The sequence below is a fragment of the Bartonella sp. CL436QHHD genome, from assembly GCF_042195105.1.
Lineage (GTDB): Bacteria > Pseudomonadota > Alphaproteobacteria > Rhizobiales > Rhizobiaceae > Bartonella.
Window position 1 is genome coordinate 53,819 of record NZ_JBHINR010000023.1, and the last position, 20,025, is coordinate 73,843.

Below are 20,025 nucleotides of genomic sequence, written 5' to 3' on the forward strand. Positions count from 1 at the left end.
TTTTTGTTAGATGTCTAGCATTTCTAATATAGAAATTATGTAGATTAGCTTATACATTAGTGTGCAATTTCTTGTTTTTTGTTCTGGTTGAAGAGATAATGCGGTTATAGTTTTCGTATACTGTATCTTATTTGTGCTGTGTTTTATTAAAACGTTTTAATCGTTTAATCTTAAAAGTTATTCTCATTTTGTTGTATTTTAATTTTTCGGTGGTGAGATAAATTGAATATTGTATCTCTTCAAAGTTCGCATTTTTTCACGTTTTTTAAAAGATTGGTTTTTCGGCACTTTGTAATTGCAGTTTTCAGCGGTTTTTGAGATGCCTTCTTTAAAGGGATTGTCATCCTAAATGGTATTTTTAAATTTTTTGTTCTTTCTTTACATAAGACACAAAACATATTATTTAGTGCTGTAATTTATCATAAAAAATAAAATAATTTTGTTTGTTTCATTCTTGTTGTGTTTAATTTGTGGTTTATTTTTTTTGCCAGCATTTTTTGTTTTTGTTGAAAAAAGAAAGTTTTGAAAAACAATGATAGTCAAGGTATCTAACAATCACTTGTATTCGTGCGTTTTTACAGCAGCTATTTTTTCTTTTTTGTTAAATATAAATGAGGCACATTCTCATTCATATACATCACTGTCATGTGACAAAAACAAATTACCTTATGAATGCAGTGATGGTTCAAAGCATACAATTAGTGATAAAGTATATAAATTCACGGCACCTGTTAAAGAAAAGAATGGGGAGGGGCGGTCTCTCATGTTACCTGCTGCTATAGTAGTGCAGGAGCCAAATACAGTTATTCAGGCAATGCGTGTAGAGGTTGAAGCTACTGCAGGTATAGAAGATATTTATGGTGTTTTTGTATCACGAGGAGGAAGAATTGTTTTGAGCGATTCAGCTTTTAAAAATGTATCAATAGGTCTTAAAGCTGATAGTGGAATGATTGAGGTTAATCGTGGAACAATTGAGGCTTCTCAGATTGCTGCTTATGCAGAGAATCTAGGAGCATCTGTTACGTTAACGGATACAGAAATTAAAGTGGAAGGTTTGGGTATCGGTCAAGAGAGTGCTCTTTTCGTTAGGGCTGATGCGAGTATTCAGATGAAAAGTGGATTTATTGATGTGAATGATGCTGCTGCGCTTTATGTGGGGAGAGGGGGTAGTGCGACTTTAGATGGTGTTACCATTGCTTCAAAATATCAAAAAACAGAAGACAAAGAAAATACAAATGAAAAAATTACACATACAGTTTTCAATGTAAAACATCATGGTTCTGTTTATGTAAAAAATACGAATATTATTTCTACGGATGTTCATGTTTTAACAGTTGGACAAGATTCTAACACACCATCCAATAATGGCAGGGAAGGAAATATTTTAATTTCACGGGTTAATATTGAAGATTCAACAATTAAAGCAATCGGTAACAAACATGGTATGTATTTTGAGAGGGATGGGGAAAATGATGCGTATGAACAGGGACTTGTCTTTTTGAAAAGGACAATTTTTGAGGTTCCAGACGGAACAGCTATTCATAGTAATAAAAGTCGTAGTTATATTGGAGTAACAGAAGGTACAAAAATTTTTGGTGATTTATTATTAACAGCTGAAAAGGGGGGGACTGTAGCGATTTTGGCTGATTCCTCTTCATTGATAGGAGGGACTCGTGTTGCCGATGATTCTATTGCTGAACTTTATTTAACAGGGGGATCAAAATGGTTTTTGACAAAAAGAAAAGGGATAGATTTGCAAGTTGCAAACCGTACAAGTTCGTCTATTTCATTTGTGAAAGTTTCTGATAGTTTTATTGCTTTTGAGATTCCAATGTTTCAGGAGTATCAGACACTTTATATTGGGAAGGGAGAAAAAGAAGTTTATAGTGCGCAAGATAGGGCAGATATTTATCTCAATACACATCTCAGTAGTGATGGTTTGCTCGATAATAAAAAAACTGATCGGCTTTTGATACATGGTGATGTTTCTGGAAAAACGACAGTTTATGTGCAATTTGTTTCAGGAAATCAGGGTGAGATAGCAACCGGTGAAAATGCTCATAGTATTTCACTTATTCAGGTTTCTGGAAAAGCGGCAGAGGATTCTTTTCAGTTAAATCGTGCTTATATCGCATTAGAGGGTTTGCCTTACCAATATTATCTTTATGCTTATGGTCCAGCTTCTGCTCTTGGAAATGCACAAACTTCTCAAAGATTGGTTGAAGGAGATGGAGATTTTTGGGATTTCCGCCTTGAAAGTAAATATATTCAGCCTGCTTTAGAGGTGTCTGCTATTCCCCCTTCTGAGTTAAAGATCAGGGAGGTTGTTCCACAGGTTCCCACTTACCTTCTGGTACCAAATGCTTTGTTTCATGTTGGGCTCATGGATATTAGTCATCAACAAAAGCAGTTGCACGTTAGGCGGTCTATTCCTCGTAAATTATTAAAAGTTGAAGGGAATTTTGCTTTATCTGTTCAGAGTTATGGTGGACGTTATCGTTATGTCTCAGATCTTTCTACACTTAAATATGGGTACGATGGACATGTTGATTATAACGCTATAGAAACAGATCTTTTGCTTAAAACGGTAGAGAGTGCACATAATACGACATCTTTTGGGATTATGGGAACCTATGGAAAACTTTCCTTACAACCTCATAATGTGGAACAAAGTCAAAAGAGTACATTTAATAAATGGTCATTTACGGCATATGCTAGTGTGAAACATTACACTGATTTTTACGTAGACGGTCTTTTATCTTATGGCTTGTTTAAAGGGGATGTGCTTACCCATGCTTGGGGTAAGACGGCGACATTAAAAGCAAAACCTTTGAACGTTTCGTTTTCTGCTGGTAAAGCGTTTATGACAGGAGGTGAAGGTCTTATTTTTGATCCGCAATTTCAGCTTATTTATCAACATCTTCAATTTGATAAGTTTCGTGATATTGACGGATTTGATGTTGAGATGAAAAAAATAGATCAATGGTTTATGCGTGTTGGTGGGCGTTTAAGTAAAACATTTACAGCCTCTGAAAAGGATCGTATCATTTCTTTTTATGGCACTATTCATCTTGCTCATTGTTTTGATAAAGAACAATTTGTTCATTTTAAAGATGTTTTCCAGTTGGGTTCTTTCGGGTCTTCTTTAGAAACAGGTTTGGGTATCAATGCGCAGTTTTCTTCTAAAGTTACACTTCACAGTGATCTTAGCTATCAGCATAGGTTAACCAAGGCTGGTTTTTCTGGAGTTCATTTTTCTGGTGGTTTGCGCTATCATTTTTAATAAATCTTTTTAAAAATAATAAATGTAATTTTTAAAGTTTTATTTTATTGCCGGGATTTAAACCATTGATGGTGCAGAATTTTAATTGCTTCTTTTAATAATGCTATTATGTGTTTTAATAAGTATGGAAGGATCACGTTGATTTATTTTTTTATCTGGTTGATAGGGGAGCTTAAATGCTTCAAAAAAAATGATAATGAGACTGTGAATCTATTTGTGTTATTTTGGCTATAAATATTGGGGATGTGTTTGTCATCAGCTTTTTAAAATAGTAGCCTTATTATCCTGTTATGCTGTAAAGACTGGCGTTTGAGGTCGCTGATATCAATCATGAAAGGCAGGGAGATATTGACTGTTGATTAAAAGCTTTTGCTGTTAAGCAAAGGAGGAGATATGTACAATATACAGCTCGATCGTTTCGTGGATGATGCGTATTTTTATGCTTTAAAATTTTGCAAAAAGCGTTTTTGAAGCTGTTCGTATCGATCGCATTATTGTAGGTGGATAATGAGAAAAGTGGTAAAGCTTGAACACTTTTAACATCAAATTCAATATTTTCAGTTCTTAATAAAGATAAATCCTTTAAAAAAATTGTTCTAATGGCTGTATTGAATATATGAACAAGATCATGTCTTCTTTGTTAAATAGATATGAAATATAAGTTTTAAATCAAAGTGGGGGAGGTAAGATCTTTTTTTCTTCTTTTAAGACGTGGGGAGAAGAGGTTGATCGTATCAAAAAAGTCGTTTAGAAGTTTTTATTATTGTTTCAAATATAGAAACATTGAAGAGCTTTTATTAAAATGGGGTGTAAAAGTAGATTATATCTTCCTCAATTCCTGTTTTTTGAAATATGTACCTTTAATGGAAGATGTTTGCAAAGTTTTAGGCAATCGCATTCGCATTGTGAGTTCGTTTGTATCGATAAGATTTATATTAAAGTTCAGGGGCAGTAAAAATATCTTTATCGGACTATTGATAAACATGGTGTTTCCATATGATGCTTAAGGTGTCATCGAGCCATTTGTGGTAATTGCGTGCTTCTTCGTTTGAGTTATGAACAGAGAAAATAAAACCAGGATATCCACCAAATGCTGGTGGAGGTGGTGAAAGATGATTGGTTTCAAAGAAAATGATAGTTCTGGCGGTTTGAGGATGCTGTGCAACCTTATCTAGACCTAAAAATCCAGAAAACCGTCCATGACCACGAAGAGGAATAATATAATTTGCCGCCACTTTTTCAGCTGGGAGTATATCGGGAAGGTCTGGGGTTTGTTCAGCTAAAGCGGCATTCATACATAGTTTTGCAAATGAAATCCCTGTACCTTGCTCAACAATAAAATGGGAGACACCCGATCCACCTATACGAGCGCCAATCTCAATGATATAAGGTAAATTATGAGCATCTAGGCGTAGCTCTACATGGGCAGCACCTATATTTATACCAAGAGCTTTAACTCCAGAGCATGCAGCCTCACATAAAGCAATAATTAAAGGATCATCTATATCACAGCGTTGACGATAAATTGTTTCTTCAAACCATGGTCCCTCAGGCTGTCCCTTGTCTCCAACGGCCAGAACGTGTACACCTGCTGTATCAACAAAGCATTCTACGACAAACTCTTTTCCTGGCAAATACTGTTCTACGACTAAACCTACAGGTTTACTTTTATCATTAAAACGTGCCATGTCTTTATGCTGAACATTCCATACGGCTTTAATGAGATCAGGAATTTCGGCGGGATTTTTAGCTAACATTACGCCTGTACTTGCCCATCCAGAGACGGGTTTAATAACGAGCGGATAATCCAAGGCTTGTGTTTTTGATAGGTCTTCTGGATGATCTATATAAAAGAATCCTGGTGTTCTTAAGCCTGCTTTAGCGAAAGCTTGACGCATGAGATATTTATTTCTGGTTAATGCTGCTATTTCTGGTTCAATACTTGGAGTATTGATTTTTTTTGCAGCCAAAGCTGTCCATAGGATGGCTTCTTCGCGAAGGGTTATAACCCCAGAAATATTGCGTTCTTTTGCTCCTGTTGCAAAAGTGTCTAAAGCTGCCTCTGGGTTATCAAAAACAGGAAGTTGCCAAGTTGAAGTTACTGCTGCGGGGTGTTGAGAGGGAGCGCTTTCAGCGGTATCATAGATCATTATTAATTCGATATTAGCTGCTTGTGCTGCTTCAAATATAAATGGTAATTTTGCATTGCGCTGGCAAATTAACGCGAGTTTTTTCATTTTGTTTCCTCATTAAATTTGGAGTTTTGAGAATGGCGTTTATGTTGCCATGTAGATACCTTTGATGCATCTATAAATAAGAGTGTCATCCCTATAACAACTACAATCATAGCAATTATTTTGATCATATTGAGAGAAGGGCTCGAGCCGATTATCCATTCACATGCAATCACTGCAAAAGGGGATAATACGCCGATAGTGTTGGCGTATAATACGCCTCCTTCGGCTAAAACTTTTTGATATAATACGTAAACTGGTGCCGAACAAACAGTTCCTAAAATCAATATTTTCAATATATCTTCTAACTTAAGATAGAAGAGTGGAGTGGGATCAAAAATAAATAATGGCATAAATGATGCTGCAGAAATTGTCGTGATCCAAGCCAATGAGGTGAGCAAAGGTAGATTTTTAAGATAACGTTTAGACAATAAGCCATAAGCAGAATAAGAAAGTGCTGCTGTTAAGGCAAGCACTACTCCTATCAGGTTATAATATCCACCTTCTCCACTATTTATATTGAATACTACAGCTGCTACACTGACAATTATCACTCCACTAAGCTTCAGCCATGAGAATTTAAGGACATTTGTCAATGCACCTAATATATAAGTAATTCCTGGAATAGTAGCGAGCACCATGGTTAAATCACTGGCTTTGAGTGATTTTAATGCGCCAAAACTGCATACAAAATACAGCGAAAATCCTAACACTGAGAGAATTAAAAAAGAAGGTATCATGGAAAGCAATGGTAGGGATCTGAAAACAGCTTTCTCACGAAATATTGCAATCAGCCATAAGGTGGCAGCGGTGGCAAACAACCTAAGTCCAACCGCATGCATGACGGGTATATTGCTAACCAAATTCTTAGATAATAACCAACTTATGGAAAACAATGCTAGAATGGCAAAAGTAAATAATAATAATCGTCCTTTTATAAAACTCAATGATTTAATCCTCTAATCACTCGCTGTGCATAAGATGATGTTGAAAAATTAAATCGTGACTTTGAGGTCTGTGGTTTTCCAAGATTATTTTGGATATAATCTTTAGCTCCTGCCAAATAAGCGTCATCATCTAATGCTTCAAGTGCTTCTATATCTGCTATCATCAATATTATTACTTTTTCAAGACGCTCCAAATCAAATTGAAGATAACCTTGATTTGTTTCAATCAATGCTTTGTTCCGCATCAATATTTCAAAAAGCAAGATCCCTGTACCAGCATCGAATGTCATATGCTGATCAGAATCTTTTGGATAACGAAATATGCGTTCTAATAGGATAAATTTAGTTATTTCTTTCCAAAATTTTGGATGATTTTGTAGCATAATACGCACTGTAATTAAATCAACTTTAGTTTCTTCTAGAAGACCTGTAAACCAATTTAATTTTATATACAGATTTTTATCCAATGGCCGCGGTCCGGTATGATGTGCATAGTCATGATAATAGCCCCACAAACAGCAAGCATCGAAAATGTCTTCTTTAGATAAGTTACGACTATGCAATTGACCGAACAGGAATTTACTATCTCGACCGAGTAAACGTTCAGCTTCCACAATTGTTTGCTTGTTGTAAATATCAAAGAATTTACTGAAAAAAAACAAAGCAAATGCTTGCTTTGTTTTTTTTTGAGCAGCCGCTACAGATTCTGGGAATAGAACAATGCAATTGCCTTCTAAAAAACCTCTTGATGCTATTCCCATTTTTATACATTGAAAAGGTGATACATAATTATTTGTATATTTTGAGGCGTCAGCAAGATAGGCCGTTTCATGACGATATCCTGTAACTAATTCCAGCCGGAATCCTTCTGGATCAGGTCCATTTGTTGCACGCATTGGAGCCAAGAAAAACAAGGGAGCATCTGGTAATGGGGCTTTGAAAGCAGCCAAAGTGTTATCAAATTTAGGAGGGGTCGTTAAACCGCTGATTATCCACTGATGAAGATCATCAGAAATGGTCGCTAAAAGTTTTGGAGATAATCCGTCAAGAATATTGGCATGGTGGTTCAGCAGAGTGATCAATTCATTGATCATATTATTATCTGCTGAAGTTGGTTCTTTAATGCTCCCATCTCGTTCTTGGCGCATACGGAATTTGTCAACCAAGTTAACAATGGAAAGAAGCGCTTCAGATTTTTTCATGATTAGTTGACTTTAGTGAGTGGGGCAAAAAGGCCATTGGCACTTGTCCAAAATTGTCGACAATATTCAGCCTATAGCGATTTGCCGCAACCGATGTTGTGATACAAGAATCTTGCTTTTTCAGCCTTACAAAGAACGGCTGCATCAGCATTGCTGTTGGCAAATACTTTGTCATATTGATGAGCTACCAGAGATTGTGGGGCAGGATGAGTCGCTACGGTTTTAATTTCATCAGCGTTATTGCGTTTAGCTAAAACCATAGAGTGAGTAGGCATGATAAAGCTGTCAAATAATTGCATATCACCTAAACGGGTAAATATGAGTGTATGCAAATCAGGGTAAGTAGCACGGCTTAGGAGATACCTATCTTTTTTTTGAGCAAGTTCATTAAATGCTTCTTCAAGAGTTGCGTATAAGATAATACGGGATCTCGAGTCAGTGGACAAAATATTTTTATTGTGATTGTTAAGCCACCATTATTCTGCAGTTGCACAGTTAGTATCTGCAGGGACAAGTGTAAAAGCATTATTTTCAGATTACATGATCTCTATTCTTTTAATTATGCGACTAAATTTAAATTAGTGTAATATGATAGAGTATATAAAGAACAATGCGTTAAGTAATTTAGTGCTTTATAAAATCATGTATATGTGAAAGAAAATTTACGATAAATTTTGTCTTGTCATTATTCTATCATGCCGTAAAACATCGTCGTTTAGGGGAGTGATTGAGCAGGAAAAATTCTATGCAGGGTATTTATTGGATATGTTAGAGAATTATTGGAATGGTTAAGCGAAGGTGAATGACACGTAAACCGTACTGCTCTATCATTTTTTGGATGAGCAGCGTTTTTGAATCTATTCATATTGATAATACTATTGTAGATGAATAATAAGCAAATTGGTAAGGCGTGAACATCTTTGCCATAAAACTCAATATATTTAATTTCTTAATTAAGATCATACTTTTAAAAATTGTTTTACTATTATGATTGTATTGAATATATAAAAGGCAATCATCATTGTCTTGTTTGTAAAAGAAACATGAAATATAACTCTTAAATTAGAGTGGGATTGGCTAGATTTTTTCTTCTTTGGAATCGTTAAGAAGGTCAGATTAAACCTTATTGAAGCTACAGAACCTAAAAAAACAGTCGTTTTTTTTGTGAAAAGATCAGAGGTAAACAATATGCGTGAGATTTTGGATCGTTTTGATATACCATTGAATAAGAAGAGTTCTGTTCAAAAGATTCAAAATCTTTCATGCCAATCACACCCAAAACGGTTTTATAAGCAAGTGAAGATCGCTTGTGAGGAGGTCGGCTTTACGATTTTGTTGGATGAACGTCCCGTAAAAACGCCCGCAAGGCGTCATTTTCATGTGCCAACAGAAGTGTTTGCTGAATATGTTGCTCAGGAATTTGAGAACCAAAAGCACGTTGTTGATCCTGCAAAAATGCCGATGACGCGTTTGGTTAATACTGTTATTGATGGTATCGCTGATGATATGCAGGTGGTTTTTGAAGATTTATTGCGTTTCGTTGCATGTGATATGATCTTTTATCGTGCACAGACACCTAAAGAGTTGGTGCAAAAACAATCTGAGCAATGGGATCCTTTATTAGATTGGGCAGAAAAAAAACTGGGTGCAAGGTTTTATTTGACAGAAGGGCTGATGCATGTGGAACAATCACCAGAAGCACTTCAAGCTGTGAGTCATTATTTACGTAGCGTTGAGTCTCCTTATATGCTTGCTGCACTTCATATGATGACAACCTTAACGGGATCTGCTCTCATTGCTCTTGCTGTTGCTGCGGGAAACATTGATGCTGATCATGCTTGGTCTATTGCCCATTTAGATGAAGATTGGATGATGGAACAATGGGGAATAGATAAAGAAACAATGGTACGTCGTGCTCATAAAAAAGTTGAATTTAAGGCTGCTGCTACAATTGTTACAACTTGTTTATAGGGGAAAATCTTTTATTTACGTGCATTCTTTTCGCTCAGAGTATTTTTGTGACTTTTTGAGGATTGGTTTTTACTTTATCAAGTCCAGGAAATAGTTCATTGGTTATGGTTAAGAGCGCTTCGTCATTGCCACGGATAAAATACCATTGGTTATCGTGAAGTAGGGCAATAATTTCAGTTTGAATAGAGCATTTTTTTCCAGCATTTGTTGTGGTTACAAGCTCCACGGGTATAACAAAATAAGGGGTACCATTATCAAGGGTACCTTCACGTTTTTGTTTTTGATCAATGTTGATCGTTTCAATCTTGTAACTTTCTGCCAACCGTTCTATTTGGCTTTTCATGATTTGTAGAAATTGTGATTGATTAAGATTTTTTTTGGCGGTTAAGCGGTTGATGACTTGGGGAGGAAGAGCATTTAAGATGGCATTTGCATCGGCATTTTTAAGTGCTTTACTATAAGCAGATGTTGCTTTCTCAAGAGTTGTAAGTTTTTGGTTGGTTATTGTATGTGCTTTAGTTGTTGATGTGATAAAGACAATGCATAAAAGAACGGGAACGAGAAAACAAATTCGCGGCATTAGAAACCTTTGTTAATTCATTTGAAGAGATTCAACACATTATAAAGGAAAAGCGGACGAGCAAAAAGCCTCTTGCGCTTTTGCATGAGAAGAATATCCACAAAAATGGAGGCTTTTGCCTCCATTTTAAAAATCAAAAGAATGCGTATTGATTGTTTAAACAGAATAGTACATATCAAATTCAACAGGATGGGGTGTTGTTTCGTAACGCAAGACTTCTTGCATCTTTACTTGAATGAAGGAATTAATCTGATCATCATCAAAAACGTCGCCAGCTTTAAGAAAGCCACGATCTTTGTCAAGTGCTTCAAGCGCTTCACGCAGGCTTCCTGAAACAGTAGGGATTTCTTTAAGTTCCTTTAAGGGAAGATCATAAAGATCTTTATCCATAGCATGTCCGGGATGAATTTTGTTTTTGATGCCATCAAGACCAGCCATTAAAAGGGCTGCAAATGCCAAATAGGGATTTGCTGTTGGGTCTGGAAAACGCACTTCTACGCGTTTTGAATTTGGTGAGGAGCTCATAGGAATACGGCAAGATGCAGAACGATTACGTGCTGAATAGGCAAGAAGAACAGGAGCTTCATAACCAGGAACCAAACGTTTATAGGAGTTTGTGGATGGGTTTGTAAAAGCATTGATTGCTTTTGCGTGCTTAATAACACCACCGATAAAAAACAGACAGGTTTCTGATAGTCCGGCATATTCATTTCCTGCAAAAATGGGTTTGCCATCTTTCCAAATGGAAATGTGGACATGCATTCCAGAGCCGTTATCACCAAAAACTGGTTTTGGCATGAAGGTTGCTGTTTTCCCATAACTATTTGCTATTTGATGTACAACATATTTAAAAATTTGCATCTTGTCAGCCTCGCGAACAAGTGTATCAAAACGAATACCCAATTCATGTTGGCCTGCTGCTACTTCGTGATGGTGTTTTTCGACCTGTACGCCCATATCCTTGAGTGCTGTGAGCATTTCAGAACGCATATCTTGGCAGGAATCAATTGGCGGAACAGGAAGGTAGCCTCCCTTTATTCGTGGGCGATGCCCTAGATTTCCTGTTTCATATTCCGTATCATCATTGGAGGGAAGTTCACTTGAATCGAGTTTAAACCCTGTGTTGTAAGGGTCCGTTTTATAGCGCACATCATCAAAGATAAAAAACTCTGCTTCTGGACCTACATTGATTGTATCTCCAATGCCTAAAGATTTCATATAAACCTCAGCCCTTTTGGCGATAGAACGAGGATCTCTACGATAAAATTCACCAGAGACAGGATCAAGTACATCACAAAATATGACCAAAGTAGATTGAGCAAAAAAAGGATCAATGTGTGCTGTTTCTGGATCTGGCATTAAAACCATGTCAGATTCATTAATTGTTTTCCAACCAGCAATTGAAGAACCATCAAACATGACACCATCACTAAAAGTATCTTCGCTGATCTCTGCGATATCCATTGTAATGTGATGCAATTTTCCTCGTGGATCAGTAAAACGTAAATCAACAAAACGGATTTCGTTGTCTGTAATCTGTTTGATAATATCTGATGCGGTTGTCATATTCAATTTCCTTAATGTGGCGTTGAGGTGGATAAAAAAGTGAATTTTCTCGTTATTTATTAAAGGGCATCGATACCGGTTTCGTCCGTGCCTATACGAATTGCATCATCAATGGAAAAGACAAATATTTTTCCATCTCCTATATGTTTGGTTTGAGCTGCTTTACGTATTGCATCAACAGTTTGTTCCAGTTTTTCATCGGACACAACAATTTCAATCTTTACTTTAGGTAGAAAGTCAACAACATATTTCGTACCACGATAAAGTTCTGTATGTTCCCTTTGACGACCAAAACCTTTCGCTTCTGTTACTGTAATACCATGTAACCCAATTTTTTGAAGCGCTTCTTTCACTTCATCAAGTTTGAAAGGTTTTATAATGGCTTCAATTTTTTTCATGCTGAAATTATCTCCAACGTTATTTTGTCTTTTTAGACTGCATCACATTATATTGACAACTGTAAGATGTCCAACAGATACTTTGTGCACAAAAAGTCGCAAATAATGATACTCTAAGCTCTTTTAGGAGAGTTTCTTTTGTAGAATACAGTCAAACACTGTTTTTTGGGAAAAAACCTTACAATTCTTTTACAAGAATTCAAATTATACAATAAAAGAGTTTTGTTTCTTTTTTTTAGATAACACATTTACTTATAAGGATAATTAGACATTTTCCACATTAAATGAGAAACTCTAATAGCGTAGGATTTTCTCATTTTAGATCTTTTTGTCGTCAATCAATCAAAACAATACCTTTATATATCATAAATAGTACGAGTGTGTGGGTAACAACATTTGAAAAAAAATAAAATGTTTTTTATGAAAGCTTTCTATCACTAAAGGCTTTACAATATTAGGGAGTAGGGGAGATAAATATTGGAAAAGAGTGTGATGTTGCTGATTATGCTTCTTCATAAACGTAAAAATGGTGGTGTACAATAAATGAGTTTATCATTATAGCATTCATAGCTGCTGTTGTGAAATGGGCTTGGGAGCATTGAGAAATGTTTCTTTAAAACAGATGTGTGAATTGGCAATGCAAATATATTCCGTTTGGGGCGTTTTGTCCCTTCGTGAGGAATATGATCCCATTAAGGAACGCGATGAATAAAAGCGTGAAGCAATGGCAATCTTCATTATAAGATATTGCCGCGGATTCCTTTGAAATCATAAAGATAAATTAAGAAGTGATGTAAAGATAGGAACTTATTTATACCCTTAAAACTTCGTATTTTTCCCAGTTTAGGCTGTCTGGTCGTTTCAGGTATAAACAAAACAGAGAATAAATATGCAATTATGCGCGCATTCTTATTTGGCAATACGACAACTGAAACAGCTTATAAAGCGCTAAATTGTTTTTAGTCTTTGCTTCAAACGTGTTGCACTACTGGAATTAGGTGTTGGTTTACAGGTAATAATAAAAGTACAGGCTTTGTTAGTATGCTGTATTTTACAATAAAAAGCGTTTCTAAGAATTGGAATTATAGAGAGATGGGCGTAGTAAAACATCTTTTAGAAATTTTCCCGTATAGGAAGCGGGAACCTTAATGATGTCTTCAGGGCGTCCAATTGCAACAATTTCACCACCGCGATCTCCACCTTCTGGTCCTAAATCAATAATCCAGTCGGCTGTCTTTATAACATCAAGGTTATGTTCAATGACTATAACTGTGTTGCCCTGCTCGACTAGTTCGTGAAGCACTTCAAGAAGTTTGGAAATATCATGAAAATGTAAACCTGTTGTCGGTTCATCCAAAATATAGAGTGTACGTCCCGTTGTTTTACGAGAAAGTTCTTTCGCAAGTTTTACACGTTGTGCTTCCCCACCAGAAAGTGTGGTTGCTTGCTGTCCTACTTTTATGTAACCCAATCCTACTTTAATGAGAGTTTCCATTTTATTATGAATAGCGGGAATAGCTTGGAAAAATTCTTCTGCCTTTTCAATTGTCATATCCAAAATATCGGCTATAGACTGTCCTTTGAATTTTATTTCTAGTGTTTCTCGGTTATAGCGTTTTCCTTTACAGACATCGCAAGTAACATAGACATCAGGTAAAAAGTGCATTTCAATTTTGATGACTCCGTCGCCTTGACATGCTTCGCACCGTCCTCCTTTAACATTAAATGAAAAACGCCCAGCTTTGTAACCGCGGGCTTTTGATTCTGGAAGATCAGCAAACCACTCACGAATCGGTGTAAAAGCACCTGTATAGGTTGCGGGATTAGAGCGTGGGGTGCGTCCAATAGGGGACTGGTTGATATCAATGACTTTATCAAGAAATTCTAATCCTTCAATTTTGTCATAGCTGGCAGGGCTGTGATGAGAGCCCATGATATGATGTGATGCTGCTTTGAAAAGCGTTTCAATAAGAAATGTTGATTTTCCTCCTCCAGAAACACCAGTTATGCATGTGAAGGTTCCAAGAGGAATATTCGCATTGATATTTTTGAGGTTATTGCCTTTGGCGCCAATGACTTTAAGTGTTTTCGTTTTTGATATTTTGCGTCGCTTTGTCGGCATTTTAACAGCCATTTTTCCTGAAAGGTATTGGCCTGTGAGAGAGGCTGAATTTTCTATAATTTCCTGCGGTGTCCCTTGCGCTATGATTTCTCCACCATGAACGCCCGCGGCAGGCCCCATATCGACAACATAGTCTGCTGTGAGAATAGCATCTTCATCATGTTCAACAACAATAACTGTATTGCCAAGATTGCGCAAATGACGCAGCATTTCCAAAAGGCGTTCATTATCGCGTTGGTGTAAACCGATAGATGGTTCATCTAAAATATAAAGAACGCCTGTAAGACCAGAACCAATTTGGGATGCCAACCGAATGCGTTGGCTTTCTCCCCCTGAAAGCGTTCCTGAATTTCGAGACAAGGTAAGATATTCCAATCCTACATGATTTAAAAAAGCCAAGCGTTCACGAATTTCTTTTAAAATACGTACGGAGATATTACGTTGTTTTTCTGTGAGATATTGATGAACATTGGCAAACCAATCATCTGCCTTTAGAATAGAAAGATCTGATATTTGCCCAATATGCATTCCGTTTATTTTTACAGCAAGTGCCTCTGGTTTTAAACGATAACCGTGACAAGCTGGGCAGGGCGAAGAAGACATATAACGTTCGATTTCTTCTCGAGACCAAGCAGAATCGGTTTCTTTCCAGCGTCTCTCCATATTAGGGATGATTCCTTCAAAGGGTTGGGTCATTTTATGCGAACCAGAATTATTTTTATAGATAAAAGAAATTTCATCTCTTTTTGTACCGTAGAGAATAGCCTGTTGTGCTTCACTAGAGAGTTCACACCATTGATCTGTGAGTTTGAAACCGTAAGCTTTTCCTAATGCTTCTAAGGTTTGACTATAATAAAGTGAATCCGATTTAGCCCAAGGAGCAATGGCTCCATTCTTTAGGGTAAGGTTTTTATTTGGCACAATTTTTAGTGGATCCATTGCCTTTTTGATACCCAATCCATCGCAGAGAGGACAGGCCCCAAAAGGATTATTGAACGAAAAAAGGCGTGGTTCAATTTCAGGAATAGAGAAACCCGATACTGGGCAGGAAAACTTTTCTGAAAAAATGAGCCGTTTGTGTGTATCATTTTTTGATTTATGAGCAGATTCCTTTGTCGTTTCTTTTTGTGCTAAGGGTTGGTCTGCCATTTCAGCTATGGCAAGTCCATTTGCTAGCTGTAAACAGGCTTCTATACTATCAGCCAAGCGAGAGGTGATATCCTTCTGTACAACAATGCGGTCTACCACGACATCGATGTCGTGTTTATATTTTTTATCAAGAGGTGGAATATCAGCGATTTCATAGAATTTTCCATCAACTTTAGCGCGTTGAAATCCTCTTTTTAAAAGTTCTGTTAGCTCTTTTTTATATTCTCCCTTTCGTCCTCGCACTAAGGGTGCCATAATAAAAATTCGTGTTCCTTCTGGTAAGGACATAATTTGATCCACCATTTGACTTACTGTCTGGCTTTCAATAGGAAGTCCTGTTGCAGGAGAATGAGGAATACCAATACGTGCAAAGAGAAGACGCATGTAATCGTGGATTTCAGTAACGGTACCTACCGTTGAACGAGGGTTGCGACTGGTTGTTTTTTGTTCAATGGAGATAGCTGGAGAGAGACCGTCTATGCGGTCGACATCGGGTTTTTGCATGACTTCCAAAAATTGGCGTGCATAGGCTGAAAGGCTTTCGACATAGCGACGTTGTCCTTCAGCGTAAATTGTATCAAACGCTAAAGATGATTTCCCTGATCCAGAAAGTCCTGTTATAACAATGAGTTTGTCACGAGGCAGATCAAGATCAATATTTTTAAGGTTATGCTCACGTGCACCGCGAATGGAGATATATTTTTGATGAGTCATACTTTATCCTTGGCATATGTGGCAAAAATTGAGCACCTAAAATGGAATAAAACTGTTTTTTTAGAATTACAATGTGTTTAACTGCTTTAATGCAAAAGGAAGGTATAAGTTTTGTGAAAAAAATACAAATGAGCAGCTTTTTATTCTCTCGTGGTGGAATAAACTATGTGTTTTTATCATCTTTTGGTATAATTACACTCAATACAGTATTGAGAAAGGATAGCATACCCATATTGATGGTCAATTGCGACATGTAAATTGAAGGTCAAGATGGTTATAACTGTTATAGAACAGAGTACTTTACGAATTAAAATTTTGGAGTTTATACGATGGCTGGTAGCCTTAATAAAGTTATTTTGATTGGTAATCTTGGTGCCGATCCTGAAATCCGCCGTTTGAATTCTGGTGATCAAGTGGCAAATCTGCGTATTGCTACTTCAGAAAGTTGGCGCGATCGGAATACAAATGAGCGAAAAGAACGCACTGAGTGGCATAGTATTGTTATTTTTAATGAAAACCTTGTCAAAGTTGCAGAGCAATATTTAAAAAAAGGCAGCAAAATTTATATTGAGGGGCAGTTACAGACACGAAAATGGCAAGATCAAAATGGAAATGACCGTTATACAACAGAGATTGTTTTGCAAAAGTACCGTGGCGAATTACAAATGCTTGATGGGCGGGGAGCTGCGAGCGGGGAGCAAGGAGCAAGTCAAGGGGGGAGTTATAGTGGTGGCTTTGCCGATAGTCACTCAAATCAGAGAAATACTTTTGGTCAAAATAATAATCAATTGGGAGAAAGTTTTTCACACAAATTAGATGATGATGTCCCTTTTTAAGAGTCTTTAAATTGCAGTGTTATGATCATTTTATGGTTTGCTTGTTTCAGATTTTTGAAGTTTAGCGAAGTGAAAATTGTTAATTATTATTGGTAATTTAAAATATAAATTAATAACATCTTGAAAAATATTGTTAAATTTCTTTTTTATCATGGGAGAGAAATTAGCATTTTGGTGTATTTTTCGCTATAAATAAAGTGAAATGATTCTTTTTTGAAAGTTTTGAAATTGTGACCGATCTTACTCCACACCCAGAACGTGATGTGCTAACCGGTATTGAACCAATCAGTATTATTGATGAAATGCAACGCTCCTATCTCGATTATGCGATGAGCGTGATTGTTTCACGTGCACTCCCCGATGTCCGTGATGGTCTTAAGCCTGTTCATCGACGTATCCTTCATGCTATGAATGAGATGGGGCTTTCTTTCAATAAGTCGTATCGTAAATCTGCTGGTGTTGTTGGTGAGGTTATGGGGAAATTTCATCCCCATGGTGATGCTTCAATTTACGATGCATTAGTGCGTATGGCGCAGGACTTTTCTTTAAGAAATCCATTAATTGATGGTCAGGGAAATTTTGGTTCCGTTGATGGTGATCCACCTGCGGCCATGCGCTATACTGAGTGTCGTTTAGAAAAAGTTTCAGAAGAACTTTTAGCTGATATTGATAAAGATACTGTTGATTTTCAGGATAATTACGATGGGCGTGAGCGTGAACCGGTTGTCTTGCCAGCGCGTTTTCCCAATCTTTTGGTTAATGGGTCAGGGGGGATTGCTGTGGGAATGGCAACCAATATTCCTCCCCATAATCTTGGTGAAGTCGTTGATGGTTGTATCGCTTTGATTGATAATCCCGATATCACACTCGATAAAATAATTGAAATTATTCCTGGTCCGGATTTTCCTACAGGGGGCATTATCCTCGGACATTCTGGTGTTCGTGCAGCTTATGAAACAGGGCGTGGCTCAATCATTATGCGTGCTAAAGTTGAGATCGAAGAGATTCGCAGTGGTCGACAAGCAATTATTGTGAGTGAGATCCCTTATCAAGTTAATAAGGCAACGATGATTGAGAAAATGGCCGAATTGGTGCGCGATAAACGCATTGAAGGAATCTCTGATTTGCGTGACGAATCTGATCGTGATGGATATCGGGTCGTTATTGAGCTGAAGAAAGATGTTGTTGCGGAAGTTGTTTTAAACCAATTATATCGGTATACGCCGCTGCAAACTTCCTTTGGTTGTAATATGGTTGCTTTGAATGGGGGAAAACCCGAACAGATGACGTTGCTTGATATGCTTCGTGCATTTGTTTCTTTTCGGGAAGAAGTTGTCAGTCGGCGAACAAAATATCTTTTGCGTAAAGCGCGTGAGCGAGCACATGTTTTGGTTGGTCTTGCCCTTGCTGTTGCCAATATTGATGAAATTATAGCGCTTATTCGCAAAGCTCCTGATCCGCAGACAGCACGTGCACAGTTAATGGAGCGACGCTGGCCAGCGATGGATGTTGCGCCTTTGATTAAACTTATTGATGATCCTCGTCATATTATTCATGAGGATGGTACTTATAATCTCTCTGAAGAACAGGCGCGTGCTATTTTAGAATTGCGTTTGCAACGATTGACAGCCCTTGGGCGTGATGAAATTGCTGATGAATTGAATAAAATTGGCGTGGATATCGCTGACTATCTTGAGATCTTGGCATCACGCGTGCGGATTATGTGTATTGTTAAGGATGAGTTGAGTGCTCTTCGTGAGGAGTTTGCAACGCCGCGACGTACCGTATTTGGTTTTGGTAGCGCTGAGATGGAGAGTGAAGATCTGATCGCGCCAGAGGATATGGTGGTAACGGTAAGCCATAGTGGTTATATTAAGCGTGTGCCTCTTAATACCTATCGTGCACAGCGACGTGGTGGTAAGGGGCGTTCTGGTATGTCCACGAAGGATGAGGATTTTGTAACGCGGTTGTTTGTTGCCAATACGCATACTCCGGTTCTTTTCTTTTCATCACGTGGGATTGTTTATAAGGAAAAAGTTTGGCGACTGCCGCTGGGGACACCCCAATCGCGTGGGCGGGCTTTGATCAATATGCTTCCCTTACAACAAGGTGAGCGTATTACAACGATTATGCCTTTGCCTGAAGATGAAGCGAGCTGGAGTGCATTAGATATTATGTTTGCGACAACACGTGGAACTGTGCGTCGTAATAAATTATCAGATTTCGTTCAGGTTAATCGTAATGGTAAAATTGCGATGAAACTTGATGAAGAAGATGAAATTCTTTCTGTTGAAACCTGTACAGAACATGATGATGTTGTTCTAACAACAGCCAATGGACAATGTATCCGTTTTCCAGTTGTTGATGTTCGGGTCTTTGCTGGGCGTAATTCTGTGGGAGTTCGTGGTATCAATTTAGCTAAAGGCGATAAAGTCATTTCGATGACAATTTTAGAGCATGTCGAGGCGACGTCCATTGAGCGTTCTGCTTATATTAAACGTGTAATGAATGAACGGCGTGCTTCTGGTGCAGATGCTGATGTTGAAGATGTTATAACTCTTGATGAAGAAGATGGGGGTGCTGAAACAGAGTTAACAGATGAACGTTATGCAGAACTTCATGCACGTGAACAAATGCTTTTGACAGTGAGTGAGTTTGGTTATGGTAAACGTTCTTCTTCCTATGAGTTCCGGATTTCGGGACGTGGCGGAAAGGGGATTCGCGCAACAGATCCATCTAAAACAGCTGAAATTGGTAAATTAGTAGCGGCTTTTCCGGTGAAGGCGCAAGATCAAATTATGTTGGTATCAGATGGGGGGCAGCTTATTCGTGTCCCTGTTGAGGGAATTCGTACTGCTGGGCGCTCAACTAAGGGAGTCACAATTTTTAATACAGCCAAAGGTGAAAGAGTCGTATCGGTTGAACGTATTTCTGAACCTGAAGATGATACGAGTTCATTAGATGATGAAGGTGAGAAGCATTCTGATACAGTTGATATGAGCGAAGAAAAATAATTTTTAAGA

12 protein-coding genes are annotated in these 20,025 nt (G+C 37.5%); 4 read left to right on the forward strand and 8 right to left on the reverse strand.

Features of this window, described 5'->3' with window-relative positions; translation table 11 throughout:
* Positions 1-532 precede the first annotated feature (532 nt).
* On the forward strand, positions 533-3,283 hold the full coding sequence (locus ACFIKN_RS02640) for an autotransporter outer membrane beta-barrel domain-containing protein (RefSeq protein ID WP_375657866.1): 2,751 nt from the start codon (positions 533-535) through the stop codon (positions 3,281-3,283).
* A 971-nt stretch (positions 3,284-4,254) separates the two neighbouring features.
* Here the strand turns inward: ACFIKN_RS02640 and ACFIKN_RS02645 are convergent.
* From ACFIKN_RS02645 to ACFIKN_RS02660, 4 genes are all read right to left on the reverse strand, one after another.
* Positions 4,255-5,520 (reverse strand): acetyl-CoA carboxylase biotin carboxylase subunit family protein, encoded by a 1,266-nt coding sequence (locus ACFIKN_RS02645; protein ID WP_375657867.1) that lies wholly within the window; start codon positions 5,518-5,520, stop codon positions 4,255-4,257.
* On the reverse strand, positions 5,517-6,464 hold the full coding sequence (locus tag ACFIKN_RS02650; RefSeq protein WP_375657868.1) for a DMT family transporter: 948 nt from the start codon (positions 6,462-6,464) through the stop codon (positions 5,517-5,519). Before ACFIKN_RS02650 ends, ACFIKN_RS02645 begins: the two co-directional genes overlap by 4 nt.
* On the reverse strand, positions 6,461-7,666 hold the full coding sequence (locus ACFIKN_RS02655) for a DUF6421 family protein (protein ID WP_375657869.1): 1,206 nt from the start codon (positions 7,664-7,666) through the stop codon (positions 6,461-6,463). The genes ACFIKN_RS02650 and ACFIKN_RS02655 overlap by 4 nt, the downstream gene beginning before the upstream one ends.
* Positions 7,667-7,737: 71 nt before the next feature.
* Positions 7,738-8,112 (reverse strand): hypothetical protein, encoded by a 375-nt coding sequence (locus ACFIKN_RS02660; protein ID WP_375657870.1) that lies wholly within the window; start codon positions 8,110-8,112, stop codon positions 7,738-7,740.
* Between the two features lie 742 nt (positions 8,113-8,854).
* On the opposite strand from ACFIKN_RS02660, the gene ACFIKN_RS02665 reads away from it, so the two are divergent.
* Positions 8,855-9,637, forward strand: a complete 783-nt coding sequence (locus ACFIKN_RS02665) for an ATP12 family chaperone protein (RefSeq protein ID WP_375657871.1) — start codon at positions 8,855-8,857, stop codon at positions 9,635-9,637.
* A 34-nt stretch (positions 9,638-9,671) separates the two neighbouring features.
* On the opposite strand, the gene ACFIKN_RS02670 is transcribed toward ACFIKN_RS02665, so the two are convergent.
* The 4 genes from ACFIKN_RS02670 to uvrA form a co-directional block, all read right to left on the reverse strand.
* Positions 9,672-10,217 carry a hypothetical protein gene (locus ACFIKN_RS02670; RefSeq protein WP_375657872.1) on the reverse strand — a complete coding sequence of 182 codons (546 nt, stop codon included), beginning with the start codon at positions 10,215-10,217 and terminating at the stop codon, positions 9,672-9,674.
* Positions 10,218-10,373: 156 nt separating this feature from the next.
* Positions 10,374-11,783 (reverse strand): type I glutamate--ammonia ligase, encoded by a 1,410-nt coding sequence (gene glnA / locus ACFIKN_RS02675; protein ID WP_273791493.1) that lies wholly within the window; start codon positions 11,781-11,783, stop codon positions 10,374-10,376.
* 59 nt (positions 11,784-11,842) lie between these two features.
* Complete coding sequence (locus tag ACFIKN_RS02680; RefSeq protein ID WP_015856528.1) at positions 11,843-12,181, reverse strand: P-II family nitrogen regulator; 339 nt, start codon at positions 12,179-12,181, stop codon at positions 11,843-11,845.
* Between the two features lie 1,069 nt (positions 12,182-13,250).
* Positions 13,251-16,166: an excinuclease ABC subunit UvrA gene (gene uvrA, locus ACFIKN_RS02685; protein WP_375657873.1), complete on the reverse strand. Its 2,916-nt coding sequence runs from the start codon at positions 16,164-16,166 to the stop codon at positions 13,251-13,253.
* A gap of 329 nt (positions 16,167-16,495) precedes the next feature.
* On the opposite strand from uvrA, the gene ssb reads away from it, so the two are divergent.
* Both ssb and gyrA read left to right on the forward strand, forming a co-directional pair.
* Positions 16,496-17,002, forward strand: coding sequence for a single-stranded DNA-binding protein (ssb, locus tag ACFIKN_RS02690; RefSeq protein WP_273791491.1), 507 nt, complete (start codon positions 16,496-16,498; stop codon positions 17,000-17,002).
* A gap of 230 nt (positions 17,003-17,232) precedes the next feature.
* Positions 17,233-20,016, forward strand: a complete 2,784-nt coding sequence (gene gyrA / locus ACFIKN_RS02695; RefSeq protein WP_273791490.1) for a DNA gyrase subunit A — start codon at positions 17,233-17,235, stop codon at positions 20,014-20,016.
* Positions 20,017-20,025 lie beyond the last annotated feature (9 nt).